25 protein-coding genes and 1 other RNA gene are annotated in these 26,085 nt (G+C 65.9%); 15 read left to right on the top strand and 11 right to left on the bottom strand.

The window, feature by feature from the left end; all coding sequences use genetic code 11:
- The 3 genes from ACFWCF_RS09870 to ACFWCF_RS09860 form a co-directional block, all read right to left on the bottom strand.
- Positions 1 to 1,131 carry a DUF4238 domain-containing protein gene (locus tag ACFWCF_RS09870; RefSeq protein WP_378560359.1) on the bottom strand — a complete coding sequence of 377 codons (1,131 nt, stop codon included), beginning with the start codon at positions 1,129 to 1,131 and terminating at the stop codon, positions 1 to 3.
- Between the two features lie 373 nt (positions 1,132 to 1,504).
- Positions 1,505 to 2,365: an ABC transporter permease gene (locus tag ACFWCF_RS09865; protein ID WP_378560356.1), complete on the bottom strand. Its 861-nt coding sequence runs from the start codon at positions 2,363 to 2,365 to the stop codon at positions 1,505 to 1,507.
- Complete coding sequence (locus ACFWCF_RS09860; protein WP_378560353.1) at positions 2,362 to 3,327, bottom strand: ATP-binding cassette domain-containing protein; 966 nt, start codon at positions 3,325 to 3,327, stop codon at positions 2,362 to 2,364. The genes ACFWCF_RS09865 and ACFWCF_RS09860 overlap by 4 nt, the downstream gene beginning before the upstream one ends.
- A 107-nt stretch (positions 3,328 to 3,434) precedes the next feature.
- Between ACFWCF_RS09860 and ACFWCF_RS09855 the strand changes: the two genes are divergently transcribed.
- The gene (locus ACFWCF_RS09855; RefSeq protein WP_378560350.1) at positions 3,435 to 4,169 is read left to right on the top strand and encodes a TetR/AcrR family transcriptional regulator; all 735 of its coding nucleotides are present in this window, start codon (positions 3,435 to 3,437) and stop codon (positions 4,167 to 4,169) included.
- Positions 4,170 to 4,206: 37 nt separating this feature from the next.
- On the opposite strand, the gene ACFWCF_RS09850 is transcribed toward ACFWCF_RS09855, so the two are convergent.
- From ACFWCF_RS09850 to ACFWCF_RS09840, 3 genes are all read right to left on the bottom strand, one after another.
- Entirely contained in the window at positions 4,207 to 4,581 is a 375-nt protein-coding gene (locus ACFWCF_RS09850; protein WP_378560347.1) for a DUF5655 domain-containing protein, read from the bottom strand.
- Between the two features lie 53 nt (positions 4,582 to 4,634).
- Positions 4,635 to 5,519: an SURF1 family protein gene (locus tag ACFWCF_RS09845; RefSeq protein WP_378560344.1), complete on the bottom strand. Its 885-nt coding sequence runs from the start codon at positions 5,517 to 5,519 to the stop codon at positions 4,635 to 4,637.
- Between the two features lie 158 nt (positions 5,520 to 5,677).
- Positions 5,678 to 6,391, bottom strand: coding sequence for an HAD hydrolase-like protein (locus tag ACFWCF_RS09840; RefSeq protein WP_378560341.1), 714 nt, complete (start codon positions 6,389 to 6,391; stop codon positions 5,678 to 5,680).
- 89 nt (positions 6,392 to 6,480) lie between these two features.
- Between ACFWCF_RS09840 and ACFWCF_RS09835 the strand changes: the two genes are divergently transcribed.
- The 4 genes from ACFWCF_RS09835 to ACFWCF_RS09820 all read left to right on the top strand — a co-directional run bounded on the left by ACFWCF_RS09835 (position 6,481) and on the right by ACFWCF_RS09820 (position 10,245).
- Positions 6,481 to 7,620: a Nif3-like dinuclear metal center hexameric protein gene (locus ACFWCF_RS09835; protein ID WP_378560338.1), complete on the top strand. Its 1,140-nt coding sequence runs from the start codon at positions 6,481 to 6,483 to the stop codon at positions 7,618 to 7,620.
- An 89-nt stretch (positions 7,621 to 7,709) separates the two neighbouring features.
- On the top strand, positions 7,710 to 8,447 hold the full coding sequence (locus ACFWCF_RS09830; protein ID WP_378560335.1) for a zinc ribbon domain-containing protein: 738 nt from the start codon (positions 7,710 to 7,712) through the stop codon (positions 8,445 to 8,447).
- Positions 8,444 to 9,523 (top strand): bifunctional RNase H/acid phosphatase, encoded by a 1,080-nt coding sequence (locus ACFWCF_RS09825; protein ID WP_378560332.1) that lies wholly within the window; start codon positions 8,444 to 8,446, stop codon positions 9,521 to 9,523. The genes ACFWCF_RS09830 and ACFWCF_RS09825 overlap by 4 nt, the downstream gene beginning before the upstream one ends.
- Before the next feature lie 215 nt (positions 9,524 to 9,738).
- The gene (locus ACFWCF_RS09820) at positions 9,739 to 10,245 is read left to right on the top strand and encodes a hypothetical protein (RefSeq protein ID WP_378560329.1); all 507 of its coding nucleotides are present in this window, start codon (positions 9,739 to 9,741) and stop codon (positions 10,243 to 10,245) included.
- Positions 10,246 to 10,252: 7 nt separating this feature from the next.
- Here ACFWCF_RS09820 and ACFWCF_RS09815 read toward each other — a convergent pair whose 3' ends face one another.
- The gene (locus ACFWCF_RS09815) at positions 10,253 to 10,774 is read right to left on the bottom strand and encodes a DUF1697 domain-containing protein (RefSeq protein WP_378560326.1); all 522 of its coding nucleotides are present in this window, start codon (positions 10,772 to 10,774) and stop codon (positions 10,253 to 10,255) included.
- A gap of 57 nt (positions 10,775 to 10,831) precedes the next feature.
- Here ACFWCF_RS09815 and rnpB point away from each other — a divergent pair.
- From rnpB to ACFWCF_RS09795, 4 genes are all read left to right on the top strand, one after another.
- Positions 10,832 to 11,253, top strand: an RNA gene (rnpB, locus tag ACFWCF_RS09810) — RNase P RNA component class A.
- Positions 11,254 to 11,510: 257 nt separating this feature from the next.
- On the top strand, positions 11,511 to 11,690 hold the full coding sequence (locus ACFWCF_RS09805) for a hypothetical protein (protein ID WP_054807486.1): 180 nt from the start codon (positions 11,511 to 11,513) through the stop codon (positions 11,688 to 11,690).
- A gap of 45 nt (positions 11,691 to 11,735) precedes the next feature.
- The gene (locus ACFWCF_RS09800; protein ID WP_378560323.1) at positions 11,736 to 13,145 is read left to right on the top strand and encodes an RNB domain-containing ribonuclease; all 1,410 of its coding nucleotides are present in this window, start codon (positions 11,736 to 11,738) and stop codon (positions 13,143 to 13,145) included.
- Complete coding sequence (locus ACFWCF_RS09795; protein WP_378560320.1) at positions 13,135 to 13,740, top strand: CHAP domain-containing protein; 606 nt, start codon at positions 13,135 to 13,137, stop codon at positions 13,738 to 13,740. The genes ACFWCF_RS09800 and ACFWCF_RS09795 overlap by 11 nt, the downstream gene beginning before the upstream one ends.
- A 49-nt stretch (positions 13,741 to 13,789) precedes the next feature.
- Here ACFWCF_RS09795 and pip read toward each other — a convergent pair whose 3' ends face one another.
- The 3 genes from pip to panB all read right to left on the bottom strand — a co-directional run bounded on the left by pip (position 13,790) and on the right by panB (position 16,156).
- Positions 13,790 to 14,752, bottom strand: coding sequence for a prolyl aminopeptidase (gene pip / locus ACFWCF_RS09790; RefSeq protein WP_378560317.1), 963 nt, complete (start codon positions 14,750 to 14,752; stop codon positions 13,790 to 13,792).
- Positions 14,753 to 14,755: 3 nt separating this feature from the next.
- Positions 14,756 to 15,169 carry a hypothetical protein gene (locus ACFWCF_RS09785; RefSeq protein WP_378560314.1) on the bottom strand — a complete coding sequence of 138 codons (414 nt, stop codon included), beginning with the start codon at positions 15,167 to 15,169 and terminating at the stop codon, positions 14,756 to 14,758.
- Between the two features lie 135 nt (positions 15,170 to 15,304).
- Positions 15,305 to 16,156, bottom strand: a complete 852-nt coding sequence (gene panB, locus ACFWCF_RS09780) for a 3-methyl-2-oxobutanoate hydroxymethyltransferase (protein ID WP_378560859.1) — start codon at positions 16,154 to 16,156, stop codon at positions 15,305 to 15,307.
- Positions 16,157 to 16,309: 153 nt separating this feature from the next.
- Here panB and ACFWCF_RS09775 point away from each other — a divergent pair, with 153 nt between their 5' ends.
- The 3 genes from ACFWCF_RS09775 (at position 16,310) to ACFWCF_RS09765 (ending at position 22,317) form a co-directional block, all read left to right on the top strand.
- Positions 16,310 to 17,860 carry an alpha/beta hydrolase gene (locus tag ACFWCF_RS09775; RefSeq protein WP_378560310.1) on the top strand — a complete coding sequence of 517 codons (1,551 nt, stop codon included), beginning with the start codon at positions 16,310 to 16,312 and terminating at the stop codon, positions 17,858 to 17,860.
- Positions 17,861 to 17,944: 84 nt separating this feature from the next.
- On the top strand, positions 17,945 to 19,282 hold the full coding sequence (locus ACFWCF_RS09770) for a glutamine synthetase family protein (protein WP_378489848.1): 1,338 nt from the start codon (positions 17,945 to 17,947) through the stop codon (positions 19,280 to 19,282).
- Between the two features lie 5 nt (positions 19,283 to 19,287).
- Positions 19,288 to 22,317: a bifunctional [glutamine synthetase] adenylyltransferase/[glutamine synthetase]-adenylyl-L-tyrosine phosphorylase gene (locus ACFWCF_RS09765; protein ID WP_378560307.1), complete on the top strand. Its 3,030-nt coding sequence runs from the start codon at positions 19,288 to 19,290 to the stop codon at positions 22,315 to 22,317.
- A gap of 18 nt (positions 22,318 to 22,335) precedes the next feature.
- On the opposite strand, the gene ACFWCF_RS09760 is transcribed toward ACFWCF_RS09765, so the two are convergent.
- Positions 22,336 to 23,025, bottom strand: coding sequence for a GntR family transcriptional regulator (locus ACFWCF_RS09760; RefSeq protein ID WP_378560304.1), 690 nt, complete (start codon positions 23,023 to 23,025; stop codon positions 22,336 to 22,338).
- A 91-nt stretch (positions 23,026 to 23,116) separates the two neighbouring features.
- Here ACFWCF_RS09760 and ACFWCF_RS09755 point away from each other — a divergent pair, with 91 nt between their 5' ends.
- The 3 genes from ACFWCF_RS09755 (at position 23,117) to ACFWCF_RS09745 (ending at position 26,082) form a co-directional block, all read left to right on the top strand.
- Positions 23,117 to 24,046 (top strand): sulfurtransferase, encoded by a 930-nt coding sequence (locus ACFWCF_RS09755; RefSeq protein ID WP_378560301.1) that lies wholly within the window; start codon positions 23,117 to 23,119, stop codon positions 24,044 to 24,046.
- A 72-nt stretch (positions 24,047 to 24,118) separates the two neighbouring features.
- On the top strand, positions 24,119 to 24,973 hold the full coding sequence (gene thiM, locus ACFWCF_RS09750; RefSeq protein ID WP_378560298.1) for a hydroxyethylthiazole kinase: 855 nt from the start codon (positions 24,119 to 24,121) through the stop codon (positions 24,971 to 24,973).
- Positions 24,973 to 26,082, top strand: coding sequence for an LLM class flavin-dependent oxidoreductase (locus ACFWCF_RS09745; protein ID WP_378560295.1), 1,110 nt, complete (start codon positions 24,973 to 24,975; stop codon positions 26,080 to 26,082). The genes thiM and ACFWCF_RS09745 overlap by 1 nt, the downstream gene beginning before the upstream one ends.
- Positions 26,083 to 26,085: the final 3 nt, after the last annotated feature.

Genomic DNA, 26,085 nt, shown 5'->3' with positions numbered 1-26,085 from the left:
TCACCAGTGGACCCAGCGCTGAAATGCCCACTCGGGTCCCTCCTCGGTTACCCATCGTGGTGGGGGAGCCACATACTCTGCGAACGTAGAAGACGTGGATGGTTCGAAGTGTGATCGTTGAGGCACGCGTATCGTCTCGGCGATCCCGCTCCCGGGTCTTTCGAACATGTGCTCTAGGGAAGCTGCAGCGACTTCAAAGTTGATTCGGTTCACGTCGTGCGCTGCGAGGCCAAATGGGCCACTTGGGCGGCAGCGTATGCGGTCTGCAATGGCAATCACATGGTGTGGATCGATCGGAAACAGAATCAGTGGCGCGTTGTCCATCGCGTATGCCCGCGGATCGTTTCGCTTCCGCTTGGAGCCGAGATAGATGACCGGTTCATCACACGTTGCAAGGGGTGCCTCGGTAGAGAGAAGCCACCATGAGCGCCTGGTCGACAGGTAGGGGACTACGGCACCCCGCCATACCTCGATTGAACTGTTAAGGATGCGGGCCGCAGCACCGTTGGAAGCCTCACTGATCCGGGTTCGGCGCGCCAACCTGCGCGCCATTCTGCGAGCGATCTCGTCATGATGAGAAGAGTCGTAACGGACACCTTCTATCAGGCATAGCCGCTGCAGCATGTCCGGTTCGGACACCACTTCAGCCACGCCAAATCTCTCGATGGCGGCGTCGATGTTCACCTCCATCTGTCTGCTCCGACGGGATCGCTGGCTCTGAAGACCGATGAAGACTGCCAAGTCGAGAATCAACTTCTTGTCGTGCAGGCGACCCACACGCCTCTCGCTGACCTTCCGAAGCCACCACGCTGCATCGTTCTCCACCCGCGCCATGTGCTCCTCGAACCACATTGTCGGGGTGGCTACGGGGTCGATGTCATCCGCCGACATCTGGTAAAAATCGGGCTCGTATTCGATGGAGTCAGGATTTCGAGATTCAGCCTCCCGGCTGTCTACGTGCGTCCGAAGGACCCGTTTCCGCTCGGGACCAGATTCCGGACGCCAACGCTTTAGATACATCTGTGGCACCACGTGGTGCCTATGGGGCTGTTGCTCAGCCGCCTTGGCGCGAGCTCGATCCTTGGATCGGTTGATCTCGTCATCCGACAGCCATCTGTGGTCGAGGATCATGCGCACACACTAGCGATCGGCCTTGGGGGCTCGCGCGCGTACATGTGCGCGTGTAGGCGCGCAAGTTGGACGATCGGGACCGCAGGGAGACCGCAGCACCCGGCGTTTCCCAGCTTGATCCGTGTGGACGTGGCACACAGCTAGAGCGCCAAATATGGTGCTCTAGCTGTGTACTTGCGTTGATGAATGTGGATGCACCTACGCCCAGCAAATTGCGAGACCGCACGTTTTACACACCAGCGGTCGGCGGTTCGATACCGTCCACGCCCACCAGTATCAGTGCAGGTGAAGGGCACTTTCCGGGAAACCGGGAGGCGCCCTTCCCCTGTATTTGTGGACACACTCCTCAAGGATTCCCCCACTCGTCGGTGACCTACCGGCTCAGCGCCTTGAACTGGCGGACCGCCAATGGCCCGAAGATCAACATGATCACCACAGGCCAGATGATGGCTGCCGGCAGAGCGTGGCCGTCGATCCAGTAGGCCGGCTCCAGATAGTCGATGCCCGGGGTCTGGAACAGTTCGCGGATCGCTGTCGCTGTCGACGAAACCGGGTTCCACGCCGCGATCGCACCCAACCAGCCGGGCATCATCTCAGGCGGGGTGAAGACCGACGAGATGAATCCCAAGGGAAAGGCCACTGCGAAGAGCATTCCAGCGGTTTCAGTATTGGTGATGCACAGCCCCAGGTAGATGCCCACAAGTATCAAAGCCAGTCTCAGCCAGAGCAGCAGCGCGAAGGCCAGCAACGTTGCTCCGAGACTGCCGCCCGATCGCCAGCCGATCAGCAAAGCCACCCCGGCGATGATCACGAGGTCCAGCGCCGCTCGGATGACATCGGACAGTGCGCGCCCGGTCACAGGCGCGGAAGGGGACATCGGCATCGACCGGAATCGATCCATGAAGCCCTTCTCCTTGTTGTGGGTCACCGCATAGGCAGTGTCCATGAACCCCAGCGCCATCGTCATGGCGAACATTCCGGGCATGGCGAAATCCACATAGCCTTCACCGGCGCCCTGGCCGGTGACGTCCATCGCCGAACCGAAAACGTAGACGAACATCAGGACCATTACCACCGGGAAGCCGATTTGCCAGGCGAACGTGCTGGGCTGGCGGATCAGGTGGGTGAACTCTTGGAGCACAATGGTCCAGCAGTCGCGTGCGGCCCAGATCAGACGTGAACCGGTGGTCTCCGGAGCTGTGGTCTCGGCGAGCGCGGGTGTCGTGGTGGTCATCGCGTCTCCTCGAGAGTGCCTTTTGCGGCGGAAGTCAGGTACAGGAATGCCTCGTCGAGAGTCGGACGGCGCAGTCCGATGTCGGCGATGTCGATGTCTTCGGCCCGGATGGCGGCAGCCACTGATGTCAGCGCGGCGACGCCGTCGGGCACCGGGATGCTCAGGCGCCCCTCGGTCTCCTCCACGTCCGCCGCGGCGTTCAGGACGCGGACGATGACCGTGGCGGCCCTGGCCAGTTCGGTCGGATCGTGGGCAACCAGCTCCAGCCGCTCGTCCCCGATCCGCCGTTTCAGCGCGGCGGGGGTGTCCTCGATGAAGTTCCGGCCCTGGTCGATCACACTGATCCGGTCGCACAGCTTGTCGGCCTCGTCCAGATAGTGGGTTGTCAGCAGCACGGTTGTGCCCGCGTCCGCCAGGTTCCGCACTGCCTCCCACACCTCCCGGCGCCCGGCGGGGTCCAGACCGGTGGTCGGCTCGTCGAGGAACAGGACCTGGGGGGCCAGGATCATCGAGGCTGCGAGGTCGAGTCGGCGACGCATGCCACCGGAGAATTTCTTGGGTGATCGGCCGGCGGCGTCGGTGAGTCCGAAGATATCCAGCAGCTCGTCGGCGCGGCGCTGAGCGTCCGTCTTGTCGAGCCGGAAGAGTCTGCCGAACATGGTGAGGTTCTGGCGCGCCGTCATCAGGTCGTCCACGGCGGTCTGCTGGCCTGTCAACCCAATTCTGCGGCGGACTTCGCGGGGCTGGTTCGACACGTCGAATCCCGCCACGCTGGCGGTACCGCCGTCGGCGTCGGTCAGGGTGGCCAGGATTCGCACCGTCGTGGTCTTGCCCGCGCCATTGGGGCCGAGTAGACCGTGGACTGTTCCACGGGGTACGAGGAGGTCGACTCCATCGAGCGCGACCTTGTCTTTGTACCGTTTGATCAGGCCGGTGGCCTGGACGGCCGGTCCTGAATTCATCTCCGCATCTCCCCTCACTGTTGCGTACGACGTACGCCATACGATGCACGCAGCACGGTAGCGTACGGTGTGCGCAGTAGGCAAGGGGTTCAACGCTAGGAGTGTTCGTGACCGATCTGAATCCGCTGGCCAGGAGCCTTCAACTGTTGTGGGAAGGCCTTCCTGAGCGGGCGAAGGGCCCCAAGTCCCGGCTCACGCTGGGGCAGATCGTCACCGCCGGCATCGAACTCGCGGATACCGACGGAATCGAAGCGCTGTCGATGCGAAAACTGGCACAGAAACTCGACGTGGGCACCATGTCGCTGTATCGCTACGTGCCCTCGAAGGCGGAACTGCTGGACTTGATGCTCGATGCCGTGGTCGGCCCTTCGCAAGCGAGGAGGACCGCCGCTGAGCGGGGGTGGCGGGAGTTCTTGGCCACTACCGCTCGCGAGACACGAAAGCTCTACATCACCCACTCGTGGGCGCTGCAGGCGAACTGGAGCCGACCGGTATTGGGGCCCAACAGTGTCGCGGACCTGAATCTGTTCTTGACCGGAGTGAAGAACTTGTCCTTGAGTGACCAGGAGAAGATGAACCTTGCGACGGTGATCGACTCCTACGTCATCGGCACTGTGCGGCAGGAACTCCTGTGGCTCAACGCATCGTCGGAGTCGGGAATGTCGGACGACGAGTTCTGGACCTACCAGCTGCCTACTTTGAATCGAGTGATGAGCTCGGGACGATTCCCGGCAATGGCAGAGCTGTCCGAGAACACGTTCGATTCCACCTGGGAGGAGAACTTCGAATTCGGGCTCGAGTTGATCCTGGACGGACTCGAGACGCGGCTGGGGCGACCGTAGTAGCGGAGGACGTCGCCGGCGCGCCGGATCTTCCGAACTACCCGGCGGTGATCGAGGCAGTGTTGTATGCCTCTGCCAGCAGAGCGCAGAACCCGTCGTCCAAGTCGTCTGCCGACGAGAGACTCAAGCGATGAGTGGTGACCCTGCCGGTCGTGGGGTACGCCTCACGCAAGGTCGGGTGATGGATGCGCCGCGTGAGGTCGAGTGCTGCTTCGAGCCGAGTGGCATACAGGAAAGCCGCAGCGAACACCCGCGGCCCCGACGAAGACATCCGAGCCCAGGAGATCTCCGAGGTGTGCACCGTCTCTTCGACGTCGTCACCCAGTGCGAGGACCAGAGTGCGGAATCGCCGGAACGCGTCGACGGCCGCGGGGTCCTTGTCGGCCAGGTAGTCGTCGACGGTCGAATACATCGGGAACTCCTCGTGTGGTGAAACACCGGGCAGTGACGTGTCGCAGTACGCGGTCACCGGTGTCCGCCGTAGCGGTCGGCCAGCTTGTCGCTGGTGGTGTGAGACGTCGAGGTGGACCGCACGGATCCCGAACGCACGATTTTCGCGTCGTTCGACGGCGGTGTCGTCTCCGCGGGGGCACCCTCATCGGTGCTCCGTGCCTTCGCCTTCCGACGTTCCCGAATTTCCGCCCACACGAAGTATGCGAGCCCGAGGGGCGCCATGATGCCGAATGCGAGCCACTGCAACCCGTACGACAAGTAGGGGCCGGCATCGAGCTGAGGCAGTGCTTTCGCCTCGAGGACACCGGGTTGCTCCGGGTCGAGCTGAAGGTATCCACCGACCAGGTCGAGCCCGGATGCCGCGGCGATCTGGCCGGAGTCGATGAAGTAGACCTGCAGGTAGCCGGCGTCGGTGAACGGATCCTTGCCCTCGACGGTGCCCTCCGACATACGGATTCGGGCATCGAGCGTCACCGGCCCGGTCGGTGCGGGAGGAATTTCCGGCACCGCGGTGCCCTCGACGGGACGCACGTAACCGCGGTCGATGAGGACGGTGCTCCCGTTGTCGAGGACGAACGGTGTGAGGACCTCGTAGGCAGGTTTGGACTCGGTGCTCCGCAGACGCACCAGGACATCCGAATCGGGGAGGTAACTACCGTCGGCGATCACCCGCCGCCATTCGGTCTCGACGGTGGCGCCGCCGTCCCCGAACAGTTCACCCACCGGCACCGGGTCCTGCGACACGGACTCGGCGATGCGATCGTTGCGCTCATCGGTGCTCGTATTCTTGCCGAGCTGCCACGGCGCCAGCACGGTGAAGCATGCGTAAGCGAAACCACCCACTACCAGAGCGAGAACAAGCCAGCTCGGGCGGAGAAGAAATGACAGTCGGCGCACATGTCCACGGTAGACCGTGATGTGTATCTCACTGCTGCCGCACCCGGTCGAGCAGGCCGGGTACGTATGCCCCGATCTGTTCCCGTACCTGCTCGAATGCGTACCCGGCGCATACCGTCGCTGTCATGTTCCCCGGCGCTGTGTCACTGCCTGCCGGGTTACTGCCTGCCGGGTCGCTGCCTGCCGGTCAGGAGGTGCTGGAGGTCCGCGACGGCGGCGACGGACTTCGCAGCAACGGCACCCTCGGATTCGGTGCCGTATCCCCATTCGACGAACAGCGTGGGGATTCCGAACCGACCGGCTCCGTGGATGTCGTGTTCACGGTCGCCGACCATCACGACATCGGCGGTGCCACCGCGCTCGGCGTCGACGGCATCGACACCGAGCGCAGCGAGGCTGTGCGCGACCACGTCGACCTTCGCGCGCCGGACGCCGTCCTCGCTCGCCCCACCGATGAACTCGAAGTGCTGCGCGACTCCGAAATGTTCGAGAATCCGCACGGCGGCCGCCTCGTTCTTCGAGGTTGCCACTGCAAGGCGGCTGCCGGTGTCGCGGACGGCCGCGAGCATGGTGCCGACGCCGTCGAACAGCGCGTTCTCGGACCAGCCCGTCTCCGTGTAGTACTCGCGATAGGCTGCCAGACCCGCCTCGATCGCGTCATCGCCGAGACCGAAGGAACGCAGGGTGTCGAGCATCGGCGGTCCGAGCAGCCACTCGAGGTTCCCGTCTGGAACGGCGAAACCGACGGTCTCGGCTGCGTGGCGGAAACCATTGATCACTCCCGTCGCGGAATCGGTCAGGGTGCCGTCGAGGTCGAACAACACGACCGGGGCGGGCAGCAACAGCGGGTGCGGATCAGCGAGGAGGGTCACGCGGACATTGTCCCCGGTTCTCGAAGAACCGCAGCGTAGGGTCGTCGGCGATACAGGACTGTGAGCGAGAGATTCGAGTAGGAGGACACGTGACGGCCACGCTTCGTGAGGTGATCGACGTACTCGACACGGCGTATCCGCCGTCGTTGGCGGAATCGTGGGATTCCGTGGGTCTGGTCGCGGGCGATCCCGACGACCCGGTCCGCAAGGTGCTGCTCGCTGTCGACGCCACGTCCGCTGTCGTCGATCAGGCTCTCGAATGGGGTGCCGATCTGCTGCTCGTGCACCACCCGTTGTTGCTCCGCGGCGTCGACACCGTCGGCGCCCACACGCCCAAGGGTGCGCTCATCCACCGGCTGATCCGCGGCGGCTGCGCACTGTTCACTGCACACACCAACGCCGACCGGGCCGATCCCGGCGTATCCGATGCGCTGGCGCAGGCCTTGGGTCTGACCGGATTGCGACCACTCGACCCCAAGCCGGAACCTGCCACCGACAAATGGGTGGTGATGGTGCCTGGCGCCGCGTCCGACGCCGTGCGGGACGCGCTGTTCGAGGCCGGAGCCGGGGCCCTCGGCAACTACCGCGAATGCTGTTGGACGGCATCCGGGACCGGACAGTTCCGTCCCATCGACGGCGCCGACCCGACCATCGGGGCAATCGGGGAACTCGAGCAGGTTGCCGAGGACCGCATCGAAATGATCGCCCCTCGCCGCGCCCGCGCCGCGGTGTTTGCGGCGCTGCGCAGCGCTCACCCCTACGAGGAACCTGCGTTCGACGTGTTCGAGCTCGCCGAACTGCCGAGCAGCCGCGGGCTCGGCCGCGTGGGCGAGTTGCCTCACACACAGACACTGCGCGAGTTCACCGAGACCGTCGCTGCGGCGCTGCCCCCCACCGAGTGGGGCGTGCGCGGTGCGGGCGACCCCGAACGCTCTATCCGGACGGTGGCGGTGTGCGGAGGATCGGGCGACTCGTTCCTCGGAAAGGTCTCCGCTCTGGGAGTCGACGCGTATGTGACGGCCGACCTGCGGCATCACCCCGCGGACGAACATCTGCGGACCGGTGGGCCGGCGCTCGTCGACGTCGCACACTGGGCCAGCGAACAGCCATGGTGCGCGCAGGCGAGCGCGATCCTGGACGAGGCGTTCGGTGAGCGCGAAGCCTGGCAGTCCCGCGTGAGTGACCTACGCACCGATCCCTGGACGACAGCGGCACGCGCGGTACGGTAATCAGCTACGAGACCGTCGTCGCGGCTCGGCCGCGACCAGGGCCGTCGCGGCCTTTCCCGAGCGAGAACCCGAAAGCAGGAACCACCCGAGTGAACGTCGAACCCGCAGTGCAGGCAAAGCTCCTCTCCATCGCCTCAGTGGACAACGAGCTCAATCGTCTCGCGCACCGTCGCCGCACCTTGCCGGAACAGCAGGAGGTGGATCGGCTCCAGACCGAGCGGGCGTCCCGGAAGGACGCGGCCGTTGCCGTCGAAATCGTGCTCGACGACCTCGACCGTGACATCCGCAAGATCGAGGGCGAGATCGAGGCCGTGCGACAGCGCGCGCAGCGCGACCGCGCTCTGCTCGAGGGCGGCACCATCGGTTCGAAGCAGCTCACCGAGCTGCAGCATGAGCTCGGCAGTCTCGAACGCCGCCAGGCGGCGCTCGAGGACGACCAGCTCGACGTCATGGAGCGGCGCGAGGCATCGAAGTCCGACCACGATCACGCCGGAGCGCAGGTGTCGCAGATCGACGACGAGCTCGGCGATGCGACCCGTGCCCGCGACGAGGCACTCGCCGATATCGAGGTTGCCGAAGGTCGCTGCCGTAGCGACCGGGAGACCTTGGTTGCGGCATTGCCCACCGAGCTGGTGACGGTCTACGAGAAGCAGCGTGAGCGGTCGGGCATCGGCGCGGCACTGCTGCAGGCCCGCCGTTGCGGCGCATGCCGCATCGAGTTGGACCGCGGCGAGATCGCCCGCATCAAGGCCGCGCCTGCCGACGCGGTCGTCCACTGCCCGGAGTGCAACGCGATCATGGTTCGTACCAAGGAATCAGGTCTGTGAGTCGGGTCGTCGTCGAGGCCGATGGCGGTTCTCGCGGGAATCCGGGTCCCGCCGGTTACGGTGCGGTCGTCTTCGGCTCGGATCACCGGACGGTACTCGCTGAACGCAACGCGAGCATCGGTCGTGCCACCAACAACGTGGCCGAATACCGAGGATTGATCGCAGGGCTGACTGCGGCCGCGGAGCTCGGTGCCGACGACGTCGAGGTCCGGATGGATTCGAAGCTCGTCGTCGAGCAGATGTCGGGGCGCTGGAAGGTCAAGCATCCCGACATGATTCCCCTCGTTGCCCAGGCACAGGAGTGGGGGTCGAAGTTCTCGCGCGTGAACTACACCTGGGTGCCGCGCGCGGAGAACGGATACGCCGACAGGCTCGCGAACGAAGCGATGGATGCGGCCGAGAACCCGGCCGCGACCGCCGATAAGGCGGAGACCCCGAAGGCTCCGGGATGGACCGGCGCGACCGGCACACCAACACGGATGCTGCTGTTGCGTCACGGCCAGACCCCGCTGTCGGTGGAACGTCGTTACTCGGGGCGCGGGAACCCTGAGCTCACCGAGCTGGGTCGTGGCCAGGCCGCCGCGGCCGCACAGATGGTGGCGGGGCGCGGCGGGATTGCCGCGGTGGTGTCGTCGCCGCTGGGGCGGGCGCGGGACACCGCGGCCGCGGCCGCCGACGCGTTGAATCTTCCGGTCGTCGTCCACGACGGACTGATCGAGACGGACTTCGGCGGGTGGGAGGGTCTCACCTTCGCCGAAGCTGCCGAGCGTGACGTCGATCTGCACAGACGGTGGCTCGGCGACACGTCGGTGCGACCGCCCGGCGGGGAGAGCTTCGACGACGTGCGCATGCGTATCGCGGGTGTCCGCGACGACCTGACGACGGACTATCCGGGTGCGACGGTACTCGTGGTCTCGCACGTGACACCGATCAAGACGCTGCTGCAGTTCGCGCTGGATTCCGGTCCGTCGCTGCTGTATCGCCTGCATCTGGATCTGGCGTCGCTGAGTATCGCCGAGTTCTATCCGGACGGCGGGTCGTCGGTGCGCTTGGTCAACGACACGTCGTATCTGTAAGGCCCCAGCACAAACGAAAAGTGGCCGCGCAGACATGTCGGGGGTGTGCCTGCGCGGCCACTCACAAGGTCTATCGGGTGTGCGCCTTGCTCGTTACACACATTCGGAAAGTCCTTTTCGGAAAGTTCCCGTTTCGGCTTACGACCGCATCGTGGTGGCAGAAGGTGTGCGCGTTCTGTCAAGATGGTGTCATCCCGCGAGCAGGAGGTACGGCGATGAACGGCCACCAGGTTCATGCGTATGCCACCGGCCCTGCTGCTCCGGCACCCTTTGCTGTCGTGCCCGCCCCGGACTTCGTCGAGGACCGGCGACCGTGGTGGCGGCGACATCCGATTCTCACCACCGTCGGAGTGCTGTGGTTGATCGGTTTCGCTCAGGAGGAACCGGCGGGCGCGGCGGTGATGCTCCTGCTTGTACTCGCTGTGGCCGGGGTGGGAATCCGCCGGCGCTCCCTCGCCGAGCGTCGCCGCGAGGAAGCCGCGATCGCCGCTCGCGCCGATGCGCAGCACCAGGCGTACCTCAACGGTGACCCTGTCGGCATCTACGGGTTCCCGGCCGCGCCCGCGCCGCTCCCTCAGCCGATTCCGTACTACCGTCCCGCAGCCCGGACCTGGACCGCGCCGTACACCCAACAGCCGTACACCCAGCAGCCGTACACCCAGCACACCCAGCAGTGGGTGGCGCACGCGCACTACGGGCAGCACCGGATGTATCACCGCTAGCGGAGATTCACACCAGTTTGCGTACTGTCCGCAGATTGCGGTTGGTGGTCACCGCCTTGAACCGGGACGCGCCGATCTTCTTGCCGAACACGCTGCCGATCGTCTCTCCTTTCTCGACCTCCCAGTACACGACACCGTCACCGACCGCGATCCTCTCGACCGCCGGATCGAGCGTGTCGGTGAGGGCAGCCAGTTCGCCGAACACCGACTCGTCAGCGACGAACAGCACATACGCGTGCCGACCGTCGACGTGCTCATCGAATGGATAGGCGTCGGCAACAGCCGAGAGGTACGACTGCGGATGGACGAACACGTACGCGTCGTATCCGAACCGGTCGGTCAGCGCGCGCTCGATCGAGCGTTTCAGGTCGACGGCGGTGTCGTCCGCGTCGAACAACACATTCCCCGACGCGAGGACGGTGCGGACGTTGCCGAATCCGAGGTCGGTGAAGAGTGCGGCCAGATCGGCCATCTTGATCCTGACGCCGCCGACATTGATTCCGCGCAGTAGCGCCACGTATCGAGTCATGCTCGAAGACCGTAGTTCGCATCGGTGACATCCGGGGCGCTACTCTGTTCGAGCGGATGAGTCGGCCGGGCGACCGCGGAGCAGGGAACCGGCACCGAATGGTGCGAGGCCCTGAATCGAGGAAAGTCCGGACTCCACAGAGCAGGGCGGTTGCTAACGGCAACCCGAGGTGACTCGCGGGACAGTGCCACAGAGAACAGACTGCCTGCCCTTCGGGGCAGGTGAGGGTGAAACGGTGCGGTAAGAGCGCACCAGCACCCCGGGTGACCGGGGTGGCTAGGTAAACCCCGCCCGGAGCAAGGTTGAAGGCCGCACCGGATCCCTTCGGGGAACCGGTGCGGCTGCGCAGGTGTTCGAGGGCTGCTCGCCCGAGCCTGCGGGTGGACCGCTCGAGGCACCCGGCAACGGTGTGTCCAGATGGATGGTCGCCACCCCGTCTCGACGGGGGACAGGATCCGGCTTACAGGCCGGCTCGTCCGCTCTGTCCCTGTGCCGTCTACCAGGGCTTGTTTTCGGCCCAGCGCTACTCGTCGATCACAGAGGTCCGACGACCAGCAGATGCGCCCAGTGTGAGGCAGCTTCCGGCCCGATGTACGGAAGAAGGGTGTCGAAGAGAATGTACGACATGTATGCGGCTCCTCATTGATGGCGGTCTGTGATGCCGGGCCGACGGTACCAGCCACGCCGAAGGCCGTGTAGCGGGAAAAAGTCGACCTTGTTCGGGCACACTTGAACCATGAGCGACGAGGGCTGGTACTACGACGTGAGCACAGGCAAGGTCAGTCAGGGCAAGGATCCCGGTGCCCTCAACCGCATGGGACCTTATCCCGACAAAGACACCGCCGAACGCGCGCTGCAGATCGCTGCCGAGCGAACCAAGGCGGCCGACAAGGCCGACGACGAGTGGAACAACTGACCGAGTGGAACAACGGACACTGCGGTACGCAGGAGAGCTGAAGCAGTGGTGACAGCACCTTTCGTCGTCGCACCCGCGATCGACTTCGGCTCCGTGCGCTCCGAGTTCGGTCTCGAGGACGGATATCCGGCGGATGCACTCGCGGAAGCCCGCGCGTTCTCGGACCGGTTCGCCGGCGACAGGGACGACCGCACCGACCTCGCGCTGGTGACCATCGATCCGCCCGGCTCGATGGATCTGGACCAGGCGCTCCACCTCGTCCGCACGGAGGACGGCTTCGTCCTGCACTACGCGATCGCCGACGTGTATGCCGTCGTGGAACCCGGTGGTGCTCTCGAAACGGAAACCCATCGCCGGGGACAGACCTTCTACCTGCCCGACGGGTCGGTCCCGCTGCACCCGCGAGAGTTGTCGGAGAATGCGGCGAGTCTGCTCCCCGAGTCGGTCCGCCCGGTGGCGCTGTGGCGGATCGAAATGGACGACCGCGGCGAACCAGTCGACGTCACCGTTCGGCGTGCGCTGGTCCGTTCGGTGGCACGACTCGATTACGCCGGTGTGCAACGTGACGCCGACGCGGGGACGCTGCACCCGTCGATCGCGGCGCTGCCTGAGTTCGGGCGGCTGCGGGCGGCGGCAGCCCTCGAACGTGGCGCCATCGAGTTGCGTCTACCCGAGCAGGACGTGACGCCCGAGAAAGACGGCTGGAGGTTGACGGTGCAGCCCCGCACCGACGCCGACGACTGGAATTCACACGTATCGCTTCTCACCGGAATGTGCGCGGCACGGACGATGCTCGACGCGAAGGTCGGGTTGCTGCGAACCCTGCCGCAGGCGGACTCGGATGCTGTTGCGGCACTGCGTCGTACCGCGAAGGCTCTGGGAGTGCCGTGGGTCGACGATCTGGAGGTCGGCGCGTTCCTGGCGGGTCTCGATGCGAACGAACCGTCGACGCTCGTGCTCATGAGCGAGGCCCCGGCCTTGCTGCGCGGCGCATCGTATGCGGCGTTCGACGGGGAACTCCCCGAGATGAGTCTGCACGGCGCGATTGCGGCGCCCTACGCGCACGTGACCGCTCCGCTGCGGCGGTTGTCGGACAGGTACGCCACCGAGGTGTGTCTGGCGGTATCGGCCGGCGTCGAGATTTCGTCGCATGTCCGCGACACCCTGCCGGGTCTACCGAAGATCATGTCGTCGTCGGACTCTCTGTCGGGGAAGATCGGACGCGCGTGCGTCGACCTGACCGAGGCGGTGGTGCTCTCGTCGCGCATCGGTGAGGAATTCGAGGCTACCGTGACCAAGGACGCCACCGACCGACGCGACGCCGAGGTGTTCGTCGAATCCGAGACCGTCATCGCGCCGTGTGCGGGGAAGCCGCGGGAGGGCGAGCACGTCACTGTCCGGCTGACCCGTGCAGACCCCGCGACCCGAATGGTGGAGTTCGCATATGAGCACTGACCTCCGGCGCACCGGTCGCAGGCGGCGAATCGCCACGAGGGTCGCCGCCGTTCTCGCCGCGATCGTGGTGATGCTGGGTGCGGTCGTGTGGTGGTGGGCGCCGAGTCGGTACCTGCCGTGGGACACCGCGACATTCCCCGTCGTCGACGCCGCTGCCTTGTCGGCGGAGCAGGCGGCGGTCGTCCGCCTACTCGAGGACGAACACCGGACCCAACGTCCCGGCACCTTCTACTCGGAGGGCGTCGAGGAACAGTGGTGCGCCGACTTCGTCAGCTGGATCATGAGGGAGGCCGGTATGCCACTGACGAATCCGCACTCCGGACACTGGAGGATCCCCGGCGTATACACCCTGCAGGAGTACTACGAGCAGCACGATCGATACGAACCCGTGGATTCCGGCTACCGGCCCGAAGTGGGCGACGTCGTCCTGTACGAGAACACCGCCGGGTTCGGCCAGCACACCAACATCATCGTCGCGGTCGACGGTGATGAGGCGATCACCGTGGGCGGCAACGAATTCGGTCGAATCCGCGTCCACACGCTCGAATGGTCGGACGACTCGGCTGTGGTGGGGTTCGGCCGGCTCCCGCAGTGACACCGAGAACTACGGCGTGATGCCGATGACAACCTGCGCCTGGCCGGTGCTATCGGAACAGATCTGTCGCTTCCAGCAGATGGTGGGTGATACCGGGCTCGTGCGCAGAATGCCCGGCGTCATCGACGATGTGCAACGCCGAGTCGGGCCAGGCGCGATGGAGATCCCACGCGCTCGTCGCGGGGCACACCACGTCGTAACGGCCCTGCACGATCACGCCGGGGATTCCGTCGAGGAGGTGCGCGTCCCGCAACAACTGCCCTTCGTCGAGGAACCCGCGATGGTAGAAGTAGTGGTTCTCGATACGGGCGAAGGCGAGTGCGAAGCGGGGCTCCGCGGTGTCGGCGACATGTCCGGGTTGCGGCAGCAGCGAACTCGTTCCGCCCTCCCAGGTCGACCATGCGACCGCTGCGCGCAACGCGACGTCCGGGTCGGGGGAGTGCAGCAGCCGGTGATAGGTGTCGACCGGATGCTCGCCGGCGACCGCGCCGGTCAGCGGTGCGAGGAACCCTTCCCACAGATCCGGGAAGACCGCCCCGGCACCCCCGTTGTAGTACCAGTCGATCTCGGCGCGGCGCAGTAGGAAGATTCCGCGCAGCACCAATTCGGTGACCCGGTCGCGATGACGTTGCGCATAGGCCAGCGCGAGTGTGGATCCCCACGATCCGCCGAACACCATCCACCGCTCGATGTTCAGGAAAATGCGCAGCCGTTCGATGTCGGCGAGGAGATGGTCGGTCGTGTTGGCCGACAGGTCGGCCCCGTCCGCGACATGCGGCCGCGAACGACCGCACCCGCGCTGGTCGAACATCACGATCCGGTAGGCCTCGGGGTCGAAGAACCTGCGCTGCTCGGGTGAGATACCACCCCCCGGCCCGCCGTGGAGAAACACCACGGGCTTGCCGTCCGGGTTTCCGCTGACCTCCCAGTACACCTGTTGTTCGTCGCCGACAGGGAGGTAGCCGTGCTCGTACGGTTCGATCGCGGGGTACGGCTCGCGACGTTCGGTCATCGCCTAGAACCCGACGAGGGCCGACGCGAGATCCGGAATCTGCAGGGAGGACAACGTCTCGTCGCGCACCTGGGAGCACTGTTCGGAGGTGATGGTGTCGACGCGCGCGCGATCGCCGGCCAGCGCGATCAGATCGACACCGTTCGCCGCACCCCATTCACCGACGAGGATGTTCAGACCACCCTTGCCGACGGACGGCGTGTAAGTACGCCAGCTCTGCAGTTGGCCCTCCATGCGGGCGCACAGGTCGGCGGCCTGGGCTTCGGTGACACCGCCGGGCCCCTGCGCCGGTTCGGAGGCCGGCGGTGTGTTCGACGTCGTGGGATCCGCGGTGGTTCCGGGGGCGCATGCGCCGAGGAGGCCGATCATGGCTGCAGCTGCGGCAGCAGCGACGGGAACGCGTCGGAATCGGGTCATGGGGAGTGCGCACCTCACGGTTCGGTGGTCGTGGTCGCGGTCGAGTGTGCCACCCGACCCTGAAGAATCGGTGAGCGCATCCGGCAACGGCACCGCACCCGAATTCGGGTGCGGTGCCGTTGCCGTAGAACGATCTCAGAAGGAGTGTTCGGGGCCGGGGAAGGCTCCGCTCGCGACCTCGGTCGCATACTGCGCTGCCGCACTGCGCAAGTCGTCGCCGATCGACCCGAACTTCTTGACGAACTTCGCCGTCTTGCCGCTCGTGTATCCGGCCATGTCCTGCCAGACGAGTACCTGCGCGTCGCATTCGTTGCCTGCGCCGATGCCGACCGTGGGAATGGTCAGCTTGCGGGTGACCTGGCCTGCGATCTCGGCGGGAACCATCTCCATCACGACGGAGAATGCGCCGGCTTCCTGCACTGCGATGGCGTCTGTGATGAGTTGTTCCGCGCCGTCGCCACGGCCCTGCACCCGGAACCCGCCGAGGGTGTTGACGGACTGCGGTGTGAAGCCGATGTGTGCCTGCACGGGGATGCCGGCAGCGGTGAGCGCAGCGATCTGGGGTGCGATGCGTTCGCCGCCCTCGAGCTTGACGGCGTGCGCGCCGCCTTCCTTCATGAACCGGATGGCGGTGGCGAGGGCCTGCTCGGGGGACGCCTCGTAGGTACCGAACGGCAGGTCGGCGATCACGAGGGCGTGCGGGGCTCCGCGGACGACGCCGCGGACCAGCGGGAGAAGTTCGTCGACGGTCACCGGCACCGTGGTGTCGTAGCCGTAGACGACGTTGGCGGCGGAGTCGCCGACGAGGAGCACCGGAATTCCGGCCTCTTCGAAGATGCGGGCAGTGGAGTAGTCGTACGCGGTCAACTCTGCCCAGCGGGCGCCTTCGGCCTTCATCGCTTGCAGGTGGTGGACTCGCGTCTTGCGCTTGGGGGTGTCTGCCGGGGCGGGGCCGCCACCGTACACGGACGTCACATTTTCCGACATCATTGTCTCTTTCTTCCTCGAGGCCCTACTGAGGGTCCCCGGGCGGGTGATGACAGTCTCAGTCTGCCACCGGTGAAGGCAAGGGCTAAGACTTCGAGTCGGTGCGTTTGGTCACACGGTGGGATGCAGTCGTGAACATGGCACGATCCGAGGGTGCCGGTTTCTGCGCGTGTGCGCTCACGTCGTCTGTCCGTTGTCCTCGTCGCAGTGGGTGCACTGGTGCTGGCCGGATGCGCGGATACCGCGACAGAGGAGCGAGTGCCGTCCACGGTCGCGGTGCCCGAGGAACTGGCGCACTTCTACCAGCAGAACGTCGAGTGGGAGGGCTGCGGTGGTTACGGCATCGACGGCCCGGTTCTTGCTCGGAGCGGCGCCCAGTGCGGCCGGATCTCGGTGCCGCTCGATTACGCCGATCCGAACGGGCAGACCGTGATGCTCGCGGTCTCGCGGATCGAGGCGGACGGCGATCGGATCGGTTCCATCCTGGTCAACCCCGGAGGGCCCGGGGCATCGGGGTTGTCCACCGTGCTCGCTGCGACAGGTACCGAACTGACCGGACAGTTCGACATCGTCGGATTCGATCCGCGCGGCATCGGTTCGTCCGACCCTCAGATCCGATGCCTCACCGCCGCGGAGACCGATGCCGATCGCGCCGTCGACGACGGTGATCGCAGTCCCGCAGGGATCGAGGCGGCCGAGAAACGCAACCGCGAGTACGCGCAGTTGTGCGCGGAACGCACCGGCGAGGATCTGCTCGCCCATGTCGGCACCGCGGACGTGGTGCGCGACATGGATGTGATCCGAGGTGTGCTCGGCGACGACTCCTTGAACTTTCTCGGGTATTCGTACGGAACCCGGCTCGGCACGGTCTACGCGGAAACCTTCCCCGATCGGGTGCGCGCGATGGTCCTCGACGGCGCGATCGACCCGGAGCAGGACCCGGTCGAGGAGATCGTGTTGCAGGCAGAAGGGTTCCAGAAGGCATTCGACGAGTTCGCTGCCGACTGCGCGGATCTGGGCGACTGCCCGCTGGGCAACGATCCGGCACAGGCGTCGACACGGTTCCATCAACTCGTCGGGCCGCTGATCGCGGCGCCTGCTCGCACTACAGACCCGCGGGGGCTGAGCTATCGCGACGCGATCACCGGAGTTCAGCAGGGCCTGTACTCGTCCGCTCTTTGGGGGTCGCTGCGCGCCGGCCTGAGCGCCGTCGCCGACGGCACCGGCGACACGCTCCTCCGTCTCGCTGATCTGTATGAAGGGCGACAGGACGACGGCACCTACAGCAACATCAACGACGCGTTCAACGCGGTCCGGTGCGTCGACGACCAGCCGGTGACCGATCGGGCGATCGCGGGTGAACTCGACATGCGTTTCCGGCAGGCGGCGCCCTTCCTCGACGACGGACGCGGAACCGGGGAGGCGCCCCTCGACGTGTGCGCATTCTGGCCCGTTCCGGCGACGGGGGAACCGCACACCCCGGACGTGCCCGGGTTGCCTCCCGTGCTCGTGGTCTCGACGACCGGCGATCCTGCCACCCCGTACCAGGCCGGGGTGGACCTGGCCCGTCAGCTCGGGGGCGCATTGGTGAGCTTCGACGGAAACCAGCACACCGCTGTGTTCGACGGTAACGACTGTGTCGATGACGCTGTGATCAGCTATTTCGTCGACCTCGAGGTACCCGGGACCGACCCGCACTGCTGACCCGGCGCGAGTGTGAGCGACACGCCACGAATGGGAATGGGCGATGTAACACGGAATTAACGGATCATGCCTACGCTCGCCGATATGGATCGCCAGAAGGAGTTCGTGCTCCGCACCCTCGAAGAGCGCGACATTCGGTTCGTGCGTCTGTGGTTCACCGACGTTGTCGGGACCCTCAAATCCGTGGCGATCGCCCCGGCCGAACTCGAGGGTGCCTTCGAAGAAGGCATCGGCTTCGACGGCTCGGCCATCGAGGGCTTCTCCCGCATCTCCGAGGCCGACATGGTCGCGCGCCCCGATGCCACGACCTTCCAGGTGCTGCCCTGGATGGACGACCGCGGCCACCAGTACTCGGCGCGGATGTTCTGCGACATCACCATGCCGGGTGGCACCCCGAGTTGGGCAGACCCACGGCACGTGTTGCGTCGTCAGCTCAACAAGGCGAGCGATCTGGGTTTCAGCTGCTACGTGCACCCCGAGATCGAGTTCTTCCTCGTCGAGAACGGCGAACCCGGCGCTCCGCCGGTCCCGGCCGACGACGGCGGCTACTTCGACCAGTCGGTGCACCGTTCGGCACCACACTTTCGTCGCCACGCCATCGACGCACTCGAATCGATGGGGATCTCCGTGGAGTTCAGCCATCACGAGACCGCGCCCGGTCAGCAGGAGATCGACCTGCGGTACGCCGATGCGCTGTCGATGGCCGACAACGTGATGACCTTCCGCTACGTGGTCAAAGAGATCGCGATGGCAGAGGGCGTGCGAGCCACATTCATGCCCAAGCCTTTCCAGCAGTACGCGGGCTCGGCGATGCACACCCACATGTCGTTGTTCGAGGGCGAGACCAACGCATTCCACGACCCGGACGATCCGCTGCAGCTCTCGGCGACGGGCAAGGCGTTCATCGCAGGCATCCTCGAGCACGCGCCCGAGATCAGCGCGGTGACCAATCAGTGGGTCAACTCGTACAAGCGCATCGTGCACGGCGGTGAAGCCCCCACCGCTGCATGCTGGGGGCCGTCCAACCGATCGGCGCTCGTCCGCGTACCGATGTACACGCCGAACAAGGCATCGTCGCGCCGAGTCGAGATCCGTACCCCGGACTCGGCCTGCAACCCGTACCTTGCGTTCGCAGTGCTGGTCGCGGCCGGCTTGCGGGGCATCGAGAAGGGTTACACCCTCGCGCCCGAGGCAGAGGACGACGTGTGGGCACTGACGGCCGCCGAACGCCGGGCGATGGGTTACAAGGAGCTGCCCACCGACCTCGACATCGCGTTGCGCGAGATGGAGAACTCGGAACTGGTCGCCGAAACCCTCGGTGAACACGTGTTCGACTATTTCCTGCGTAACAAATGGCGGGAATGGGAGAACTATCGGAGTCAGGTGACCCCGTTCGAGCTCGAGCAGTACCTGGGGCTGTAGACGCCATGGTGAAGCCGCCGCCTGCGCGCTCCGCCATCCCAGGGCCCGGACGGCTCGGACTCGTCGAACGCACCGCGGCCGACGAGCTGGCGCAACTGGGGTGGACGGACGTCGGGAGCATCGAACTGATGTGGGCGCTGTCCCGGGCGCCCAACGCAGACCTCGCGCTGCGGACCCTGAGCCGCCTCGCCGACGTACTCGGCGAGCGCGGATGGGCCGAGCTCGACGAAGCGTTGCGTATCGACAAGAGCCTTCGGGGACGATTGCTCGCCCTCTTCGGTTCCTCTGCGGCGTTCGGCGACCACGTCGTCGCACACCCCGACCGGTGGCGCATGCTCACCGGCACTCTCGAACTACCCGACCGGCACACGTTCACCGTCCGGATGCTCGACTGCGTCGCGTCGGTCCCAGAAACCGGTGGGCGGTCCGACCGACTGATCCACCGTGCAGGCATCACAGGTCCGGACGCCGTTGCGGCATTGCGGACGACGTACCGTGATCAACTCATGCTCATCGCCGCAGCCGATCTTGCTGCGACGGTCGAGAACGAACCGGTCGTGCCCTACCTCGAAGTGGGCGAACGGCTCTCCGATCTCGCCGACGCCGCACTGACCGCGGCGCTCGCAGTGGCGTTGGCCACCGTCATCCCCGATGAGCCGTGCCCCCATGACATCGCAGTCGTTGCGATGGGTAAATGCGGTGCGCGCGAACTCAATTACGTCAGTGACGTCGACGTGATCTTTGTCGCCGAGCCCGCCGATGCGCGGGCGAGCCGTATCGCGGGCGAAATGATGCGCATCGGAACGTCGGCGTTCTTCGAAGTCGACGCCGCGCTCCGCCCCGAAGGGAAACGCGGCGAATTGGTGCGCACCCTCGAATCCCACGTGGCGTACTACAACCGGTGGGCCAAGACGTGGGAATTCCAGGCACTGCTCAAGGCCAGACCGATGACCGGCGACCTCGACCTGGGGCGTCGCTACATCGAAGCGCTGAGCCCGTTGGTGTGGACGGCCTCGGAACGCGAAGCGTTCGTGCCGGAGGTGCAGGCAATGCGTCGCCGGGTCGAAGAACTCGTCCCGGAGGATCTGCGGGAACGCGAACTCAAGCTCGGAAAAGGCAGTCTGCGCGATGTCGAGTTCGCGGTGCAGTTACTGCAGATGGTGCACGGCCGCACCGATGAGTCGTTGCGTGTGTCCAACACCGTTGAAGCGTTGTCCGCGCTCGCGGACGGCGGATACGTCGGGCGTGACGACGCCGCGAATCTGCGCGCGTCGTACGAGTTCCTCCGGTTGCTCGAACACCGTCTGCAGCTTCAACGACTCAAGCGCACCCATACCCTTCCGTCTCCGGACGACCGCGAGAACCTGCGTTGGCTCGCGCGCGCGGCGCACATGCGACCGGACGGACGCAACGATTCGCTCGGCGTCCTTCAGTCGGAGATCAAACGCAACTCCGCGCGAATCCGTCGGCTCCACGCGCGCTTGTTCTACCGTCCACTCCTCGAATCGGTGACCCGGCTCGAGAAGGACGCGGTGCGTCTGTCGCCGGACGCTGCCGTCCGGCAGCTCGCGGCGCTCGGCTACACCGCACCGTGGCATGCCCTCGAACACCTCGCTGCGCTGTCCGGGGGAGCATCCCGTAAGGCGCGGATCCAGGCCCTGTTGCTTCCCCAGTTGCTCGAATCCCTCGGCGAAACAGTCGATCCCGACGGTGGTTTGCTCGCGTATCGTCGACTGTCCGACGCGTTGTACGACACGGTATGGTTCCTTCGGGTGCTGCGCGACGAGCCTTCGGTCGCGGAACGCTTGATGAAGGTGCTGGGAACCTCGGCGTACGTGCCCGAACTCCTCATCAAGTCACCGGACGTCATCCGGCTCTATGCCGCTGCCTCCACAGGGCCGCGCCTGCTCGAAGCGAAACCTGCCGAGGTGTGGAAGGCGATTGTCACGTCGTCGTCGCGCTACGACGACCCTGCGCGGGCGATCGCGGCGTCGCGTTCACTGCGCCGGGCGGAACTCGCGCGGATCGCGAGCGCGGATCTCCTCGGGATGCTCTCGGTGCCCGAAGTGTGCGAAGCGCTCTCGTCCGTATGGTCGGCGGTTCTGGAAGCTGCGCTGGCCGCGGTGATCCGGGGGTCCGAACGTACGAAGGGTCCGGCGCCTGCGCGTATCGCAGTGATCGGCATGGGCCGGCTCGGTGGTGCCGAACTCGGTTACGGATCCGATGCCGACGTGCTGTTCGTGTGCGAACCGCTGCCCGGCGCCGACGAGACCGTCGCCCTGAAGTGGGCGGTGTCCGTCGCCGAGCAGGTCCGCTCACTTCTGGGAGCGCCGAGCACCGACCCCCCGCTCGAAGTCGATCTCGACCTGCGCCCCGAGGGACGCAGCGGTGCACTGGTGCGCACCCTCGAGTCGTACGAGGCGTATTACACGCAGTGGGCAGAGGCGTGGGAGATCCAGGCGTTGCTACGTGCCCACACCGTCGCGGGCAACCCCGAGCTCGGGCTCCGCTTCCTTCACATGATCGACCGCGTGCGCTACCCCGAAGGCGGGGTCACGCAGGATGCGGTGCGGGAGATTCGCCGGATCAAGGCTCGGATGGACTCCGAAAGGCTGCCACGCGGCGCCGATCCGGCGACTCACACGAAACTGGGTCGCGGCGGACTGTCCGACGTCGAATGGACCGTGCAATTGCTGCAACTCCAGCACGCGCACGAGATCGAGTCGCTGCGCAACACGTCGACCCTCGAGACGCTCGACGCGATCGGTGCCGCCGAACTCATCAGTGCGGCCGACGTCGAGTTGCTCCGTGACGCGTGGATCACCGCCACCCGTGCGCGTAATGCCCTCGTCCTGGTGCGGGGAAAGCCGAGTGATCAGCTTCCAGGTCCGGGTCGGCAGCTCGCGGCTGTGGCGAGCGCCGCGGGCGGAGACGGCGATGATGCGTCCGAGTTCCTCGACAACTACCTGCGGGTGACGCGTCGTGCGAGGGCAGTGGTCGAGCGGGTATTCGGCGGAGAAGTGAACGGGCACTGAAGCATTCGTTCTCCGAACTCAGCCTCCGGCGAACATCTTGATGCGCAGTTCGCGGCTGCGTTCGAGGTGCGCACGCATGTGTTCGCGGGCGGCCGACTCGTTGCGTGCACGCAGTGCAGTCAAGATCAGGTCGTGTTCGTCGTTGAGTACGTCGGGCTCGCCGTAGGTCGACGGCGGGCCCGAGTCGTAGATCCGGAGCTGTGTGGTCAACCGGATGAGGAGTGCGGTGATGGTGGCGTTGTGGGCGGCCTGCCACAGTGCTTCGTGGAAGCGGAAGTTCCCGGCGCGGACGTCGGTGTCGTCGGAGGCCGAGCAGCAGAAGGTGTGGAGCTGCTCGAGCCGGGCGAGGTCGAGTTCGGTGTGGCGGATTGCTGCGGCTCCGGCGGCTTCGGATTCGAGGGCCACTCGCGCGGCGTAGATCTCGATGACATCCTCGGGAGTTCCCGACCGGACCCGGAATCCCCGTGTGGCGCGCTCGAGCAGGCCGTCGTGGGCAAGCCAGTTCAGGGCTTCCCGAATGGGGGTGCGTGAGGCTCCGTAGGTCTCGCTGAGCTGAGTCTCGTGCAGAGCCGCGCCGCGGGGGAACTTGCCCGCGAGGACGTCGGCGCGCAGCCTCAGGTATTGCTTCGAGGTCTGATCGTCGCGTCCGGTGGGAAGCTCTCCGAGTAATGAGCCGGTCAGGTCGGCCGTGGTATCCCGGTCGGTCATTGCTCCCCTTTCGCAGGTGTATGCGGAGATTATGCCATCGACGACAATCGGATACTTGCGTATACGTTATTCGTCGTTTAGCGTCGCAGAGGTGATCGAGGAGAAGCCGAGGGCTGTACGGGGCGACGATTCCCGTGGTGACGACGATTCCCGTGGTGACAATGTGCTGGTCGCCGCCGAGGATCTTGCGCGCGACCTTGCGGCGTTCGTCGTTATCGACGCCTCCGTCTCGTTTCCGAAGCCGCGGTTCGATGGAGACTACCGCCCAGAATCGGGGCTCTCGGCCTGGTCGGATGCGCATATCCCCGGCTCCGTGCACGTCGATCTGCTCGGCGAGTTCAGTGCGCCCGACGCGCCGCTGCATTTCACACGGCCCGAACCCGAACATCTGGCGGCCGCACTGGCCAGCATCGGCTCCGGGCCCGGCACCGACATCGTGGTGTACGACGCGGGAGAGATGACCTGGGCGTCGCGGGTGTGGTGGATGCTGCGCAACATCGGCATCGCGGCGCGAGTCCTCGACGGTGGGCTGGCCCGCTGGACCGAACTCGGCCTTCCGGTCTCCTCGGAACCGTCCGAACCGCGGGCAGGGATCGAACCGGCGGATGTCACCGACCACGGCCTGTGGCGCGACCGGGACGACGTCCTTGCCGTCAGTGCGGGTACGGCCCCGGGGACGCTGCTGTGTGCACTCGACCCCGAACACTTCGCCGGCACCGCGACCACGAGATACGCGCGTCGCGGCCGCATCCCCGGCAGCCGGAACCTACCTGCCAAGAGCCTCCTCGATGTGGGAGTCCTGCGCACTCGCTCGGAGCTCGCAGCGCAGGTCGAATCCGCACTGGCCGCCGCTGCGCGTCCACTTGTCGTCTACTGCGGTGGCGGGGTGTCCGCATGTCTGGTCGCGCTCGCCTTGGTTCGGATCGGTCACGACGACATCGCGGTCTACGACGGCTCCCTCGCGGAGTGGGCTGAGGATCCGACGCTGCCGATGATCTCGGACGACAGGAGAGCGGTATGACGCGATGTACGGGGCACCGTGTGTGCCGACTCCTCGCCCCAGCCAGACCCGACGCCCTGTGACAGGAACCCCATGACCCCCACGACGAACGCGCCGACGATCGACGATCTCGCCGCCGCTCTCGACGAGTTGCGCTCCCGCACTCCGCTGGTGCAGTCGTTGACCAACATTGTGTCGGCGAACTTCCTGACCAATGTTCTGCTCGCGGCAGGTGCCAGCAACGCCCACATCGACAACGCCCACGAGGCGGGCGGTTTCGCGCGCATCGCCGGTGGGGTTCTCGTCAACCTCGGGACACCTGACGACGGCACCGCCGCCGCATTCACTGCAGCCGCCGAATCTGCACACGACGCGGGAACCCCGTGGGTCCTCGACCCGGTCGGTGTCGGGGGGCTGCCGTGGCGTACCGGACTCGCCGCAGACCTGCTCGCCCACCGGCCCACTGCGATCCGTGGCAACGCCTCCGAGATCATCGCGCTGGCGGGGCTGGGCGGCGACACACGCGGCGTCGACAGTGCCGACGAGGCGGCGGCGGCGATCCCGGCAGCGCTCGCCCTGCTCGACCATTCCGATGCGGTGTCCGCATCAGGACCGGTCGATTACCTCGTGGGCCGCGACCGTGACGGTGCGGTCACCGGGCTGCGCATCGCAGGCGGCAGCGCCATGCTTCCCCGGGTGACTTCTACCGGATGCTCGCTCGGCGGGCTTGTCGCCGCCTACCTTGCGGTCGCCCCGACCGCGTTGATCGGACTGGCGGCTGCGCACACGCACGTCGCGGTCGCGGCCGAGATCGCCGAGCAGAACTCGTCCGGCCCGGGTTCGTTCGCGGTGGCCTACCTCGATGCGCTCTACGCGGTCGACGCCGACACCCTGCGCACCCGCGCCCGCATCGAGGCAATCGAACTGCCGAAGAAGGACGAAAACTGATGGGCATCAAGACTTTCTGGTATCTCACACAGGCCGATGGCGACTACCCGTGGAGCCCCGACGGGCTGTATCCCGTCGACGGTCGACGGCAGATCGAGCTTGCCGAAACCATCGATGAGGGTGGTTTCGACGGGGCGCTCGTCGCGACCTGGCCGAACGATCCATTCATCTCCGCGACCTGGGCTGCGGCACACACCAGTCGGATGAAGTTCCTCGTCGCGGTGTATGCCAACATGACACCGGCCCGGTTGCTTGCGGAGAAGGCGCTCACCTTCGACGCATTCAGTGGCGGCCGACTGATGATCAACTCGGTCAACGGGCGCGAGAACATCCTCACGAAGTACGACATGAACGTCGAGCACGACCGACGTTACGAACTCGGTGAACAGTACTGGGCCGACTTCCACCGCATCTACGCCGAGGGTACGGAATCGAACTTCCCGAACACGCCCCTGCGCATCGATCCGCCCTCCGGTGGTCATTCGGTACCGCTGTGGGGTACCGGCGATTCACCTGCCGGGCTGCAGAACGCAGGTAAAGTTCTCGACGCCTACCTGATCATGCTGCGCGACACGGCTTTCGTCGAAGCCAAGTTCGCCGCGGCGCGAGAGTCGGCGGCCGCTGAAGGGCGCGAATACACCGATTTCGGCGCGCTGTCGGGCGTCATCGTGCGGCCGACGCAGGCGGAGGCGCTCGACCGGTTCCGGTCGTTGTTCGAGGACGCCGGTGTCGACCGGATCCGCGAGGTGCTCGACAATGCGGTCCGGCGTCGCACCCATGGAGAACAGGATCTGAAGACCTTCACCGCCCGCGATGCGCAGCGTCAGGGCTGGGTCGACACGATCAACGCGGGAAAGCTTCCCGAGCCCGAGGATCTGTACCTCGGTGACGGGCTCTACGCGGGCATCACGGCATGGTCGCCGCTGGACATCTTCGCGACCGGATCGTCGGCGGTGTACTACGCGGGTACACCCGACGAGATCACCGGACACGTGCGGACACTACGCGACAGGACGGGGCTGACCTCGCTGATCCTGGCCGGCTGGCCGCTCATCGACGAGGCGAAGCATGTCGCCGAACATCTGATTCCGAGATTCCGCGAACTCTGAGTC

Source organism: Rhodococcus sp. NPDC060090 (assembly GCF_042729855.1).
Classification (GTDB): Bacteria; Actinomycetota; Actinomycetes; order Mycobacteriales; family Mycobacteriaceae; genus Rhodococcus.
Note: the sequence above shows the minus strand (reverse complement) of the source record. Positions and strands in the feature narration are given on the sequence as shown.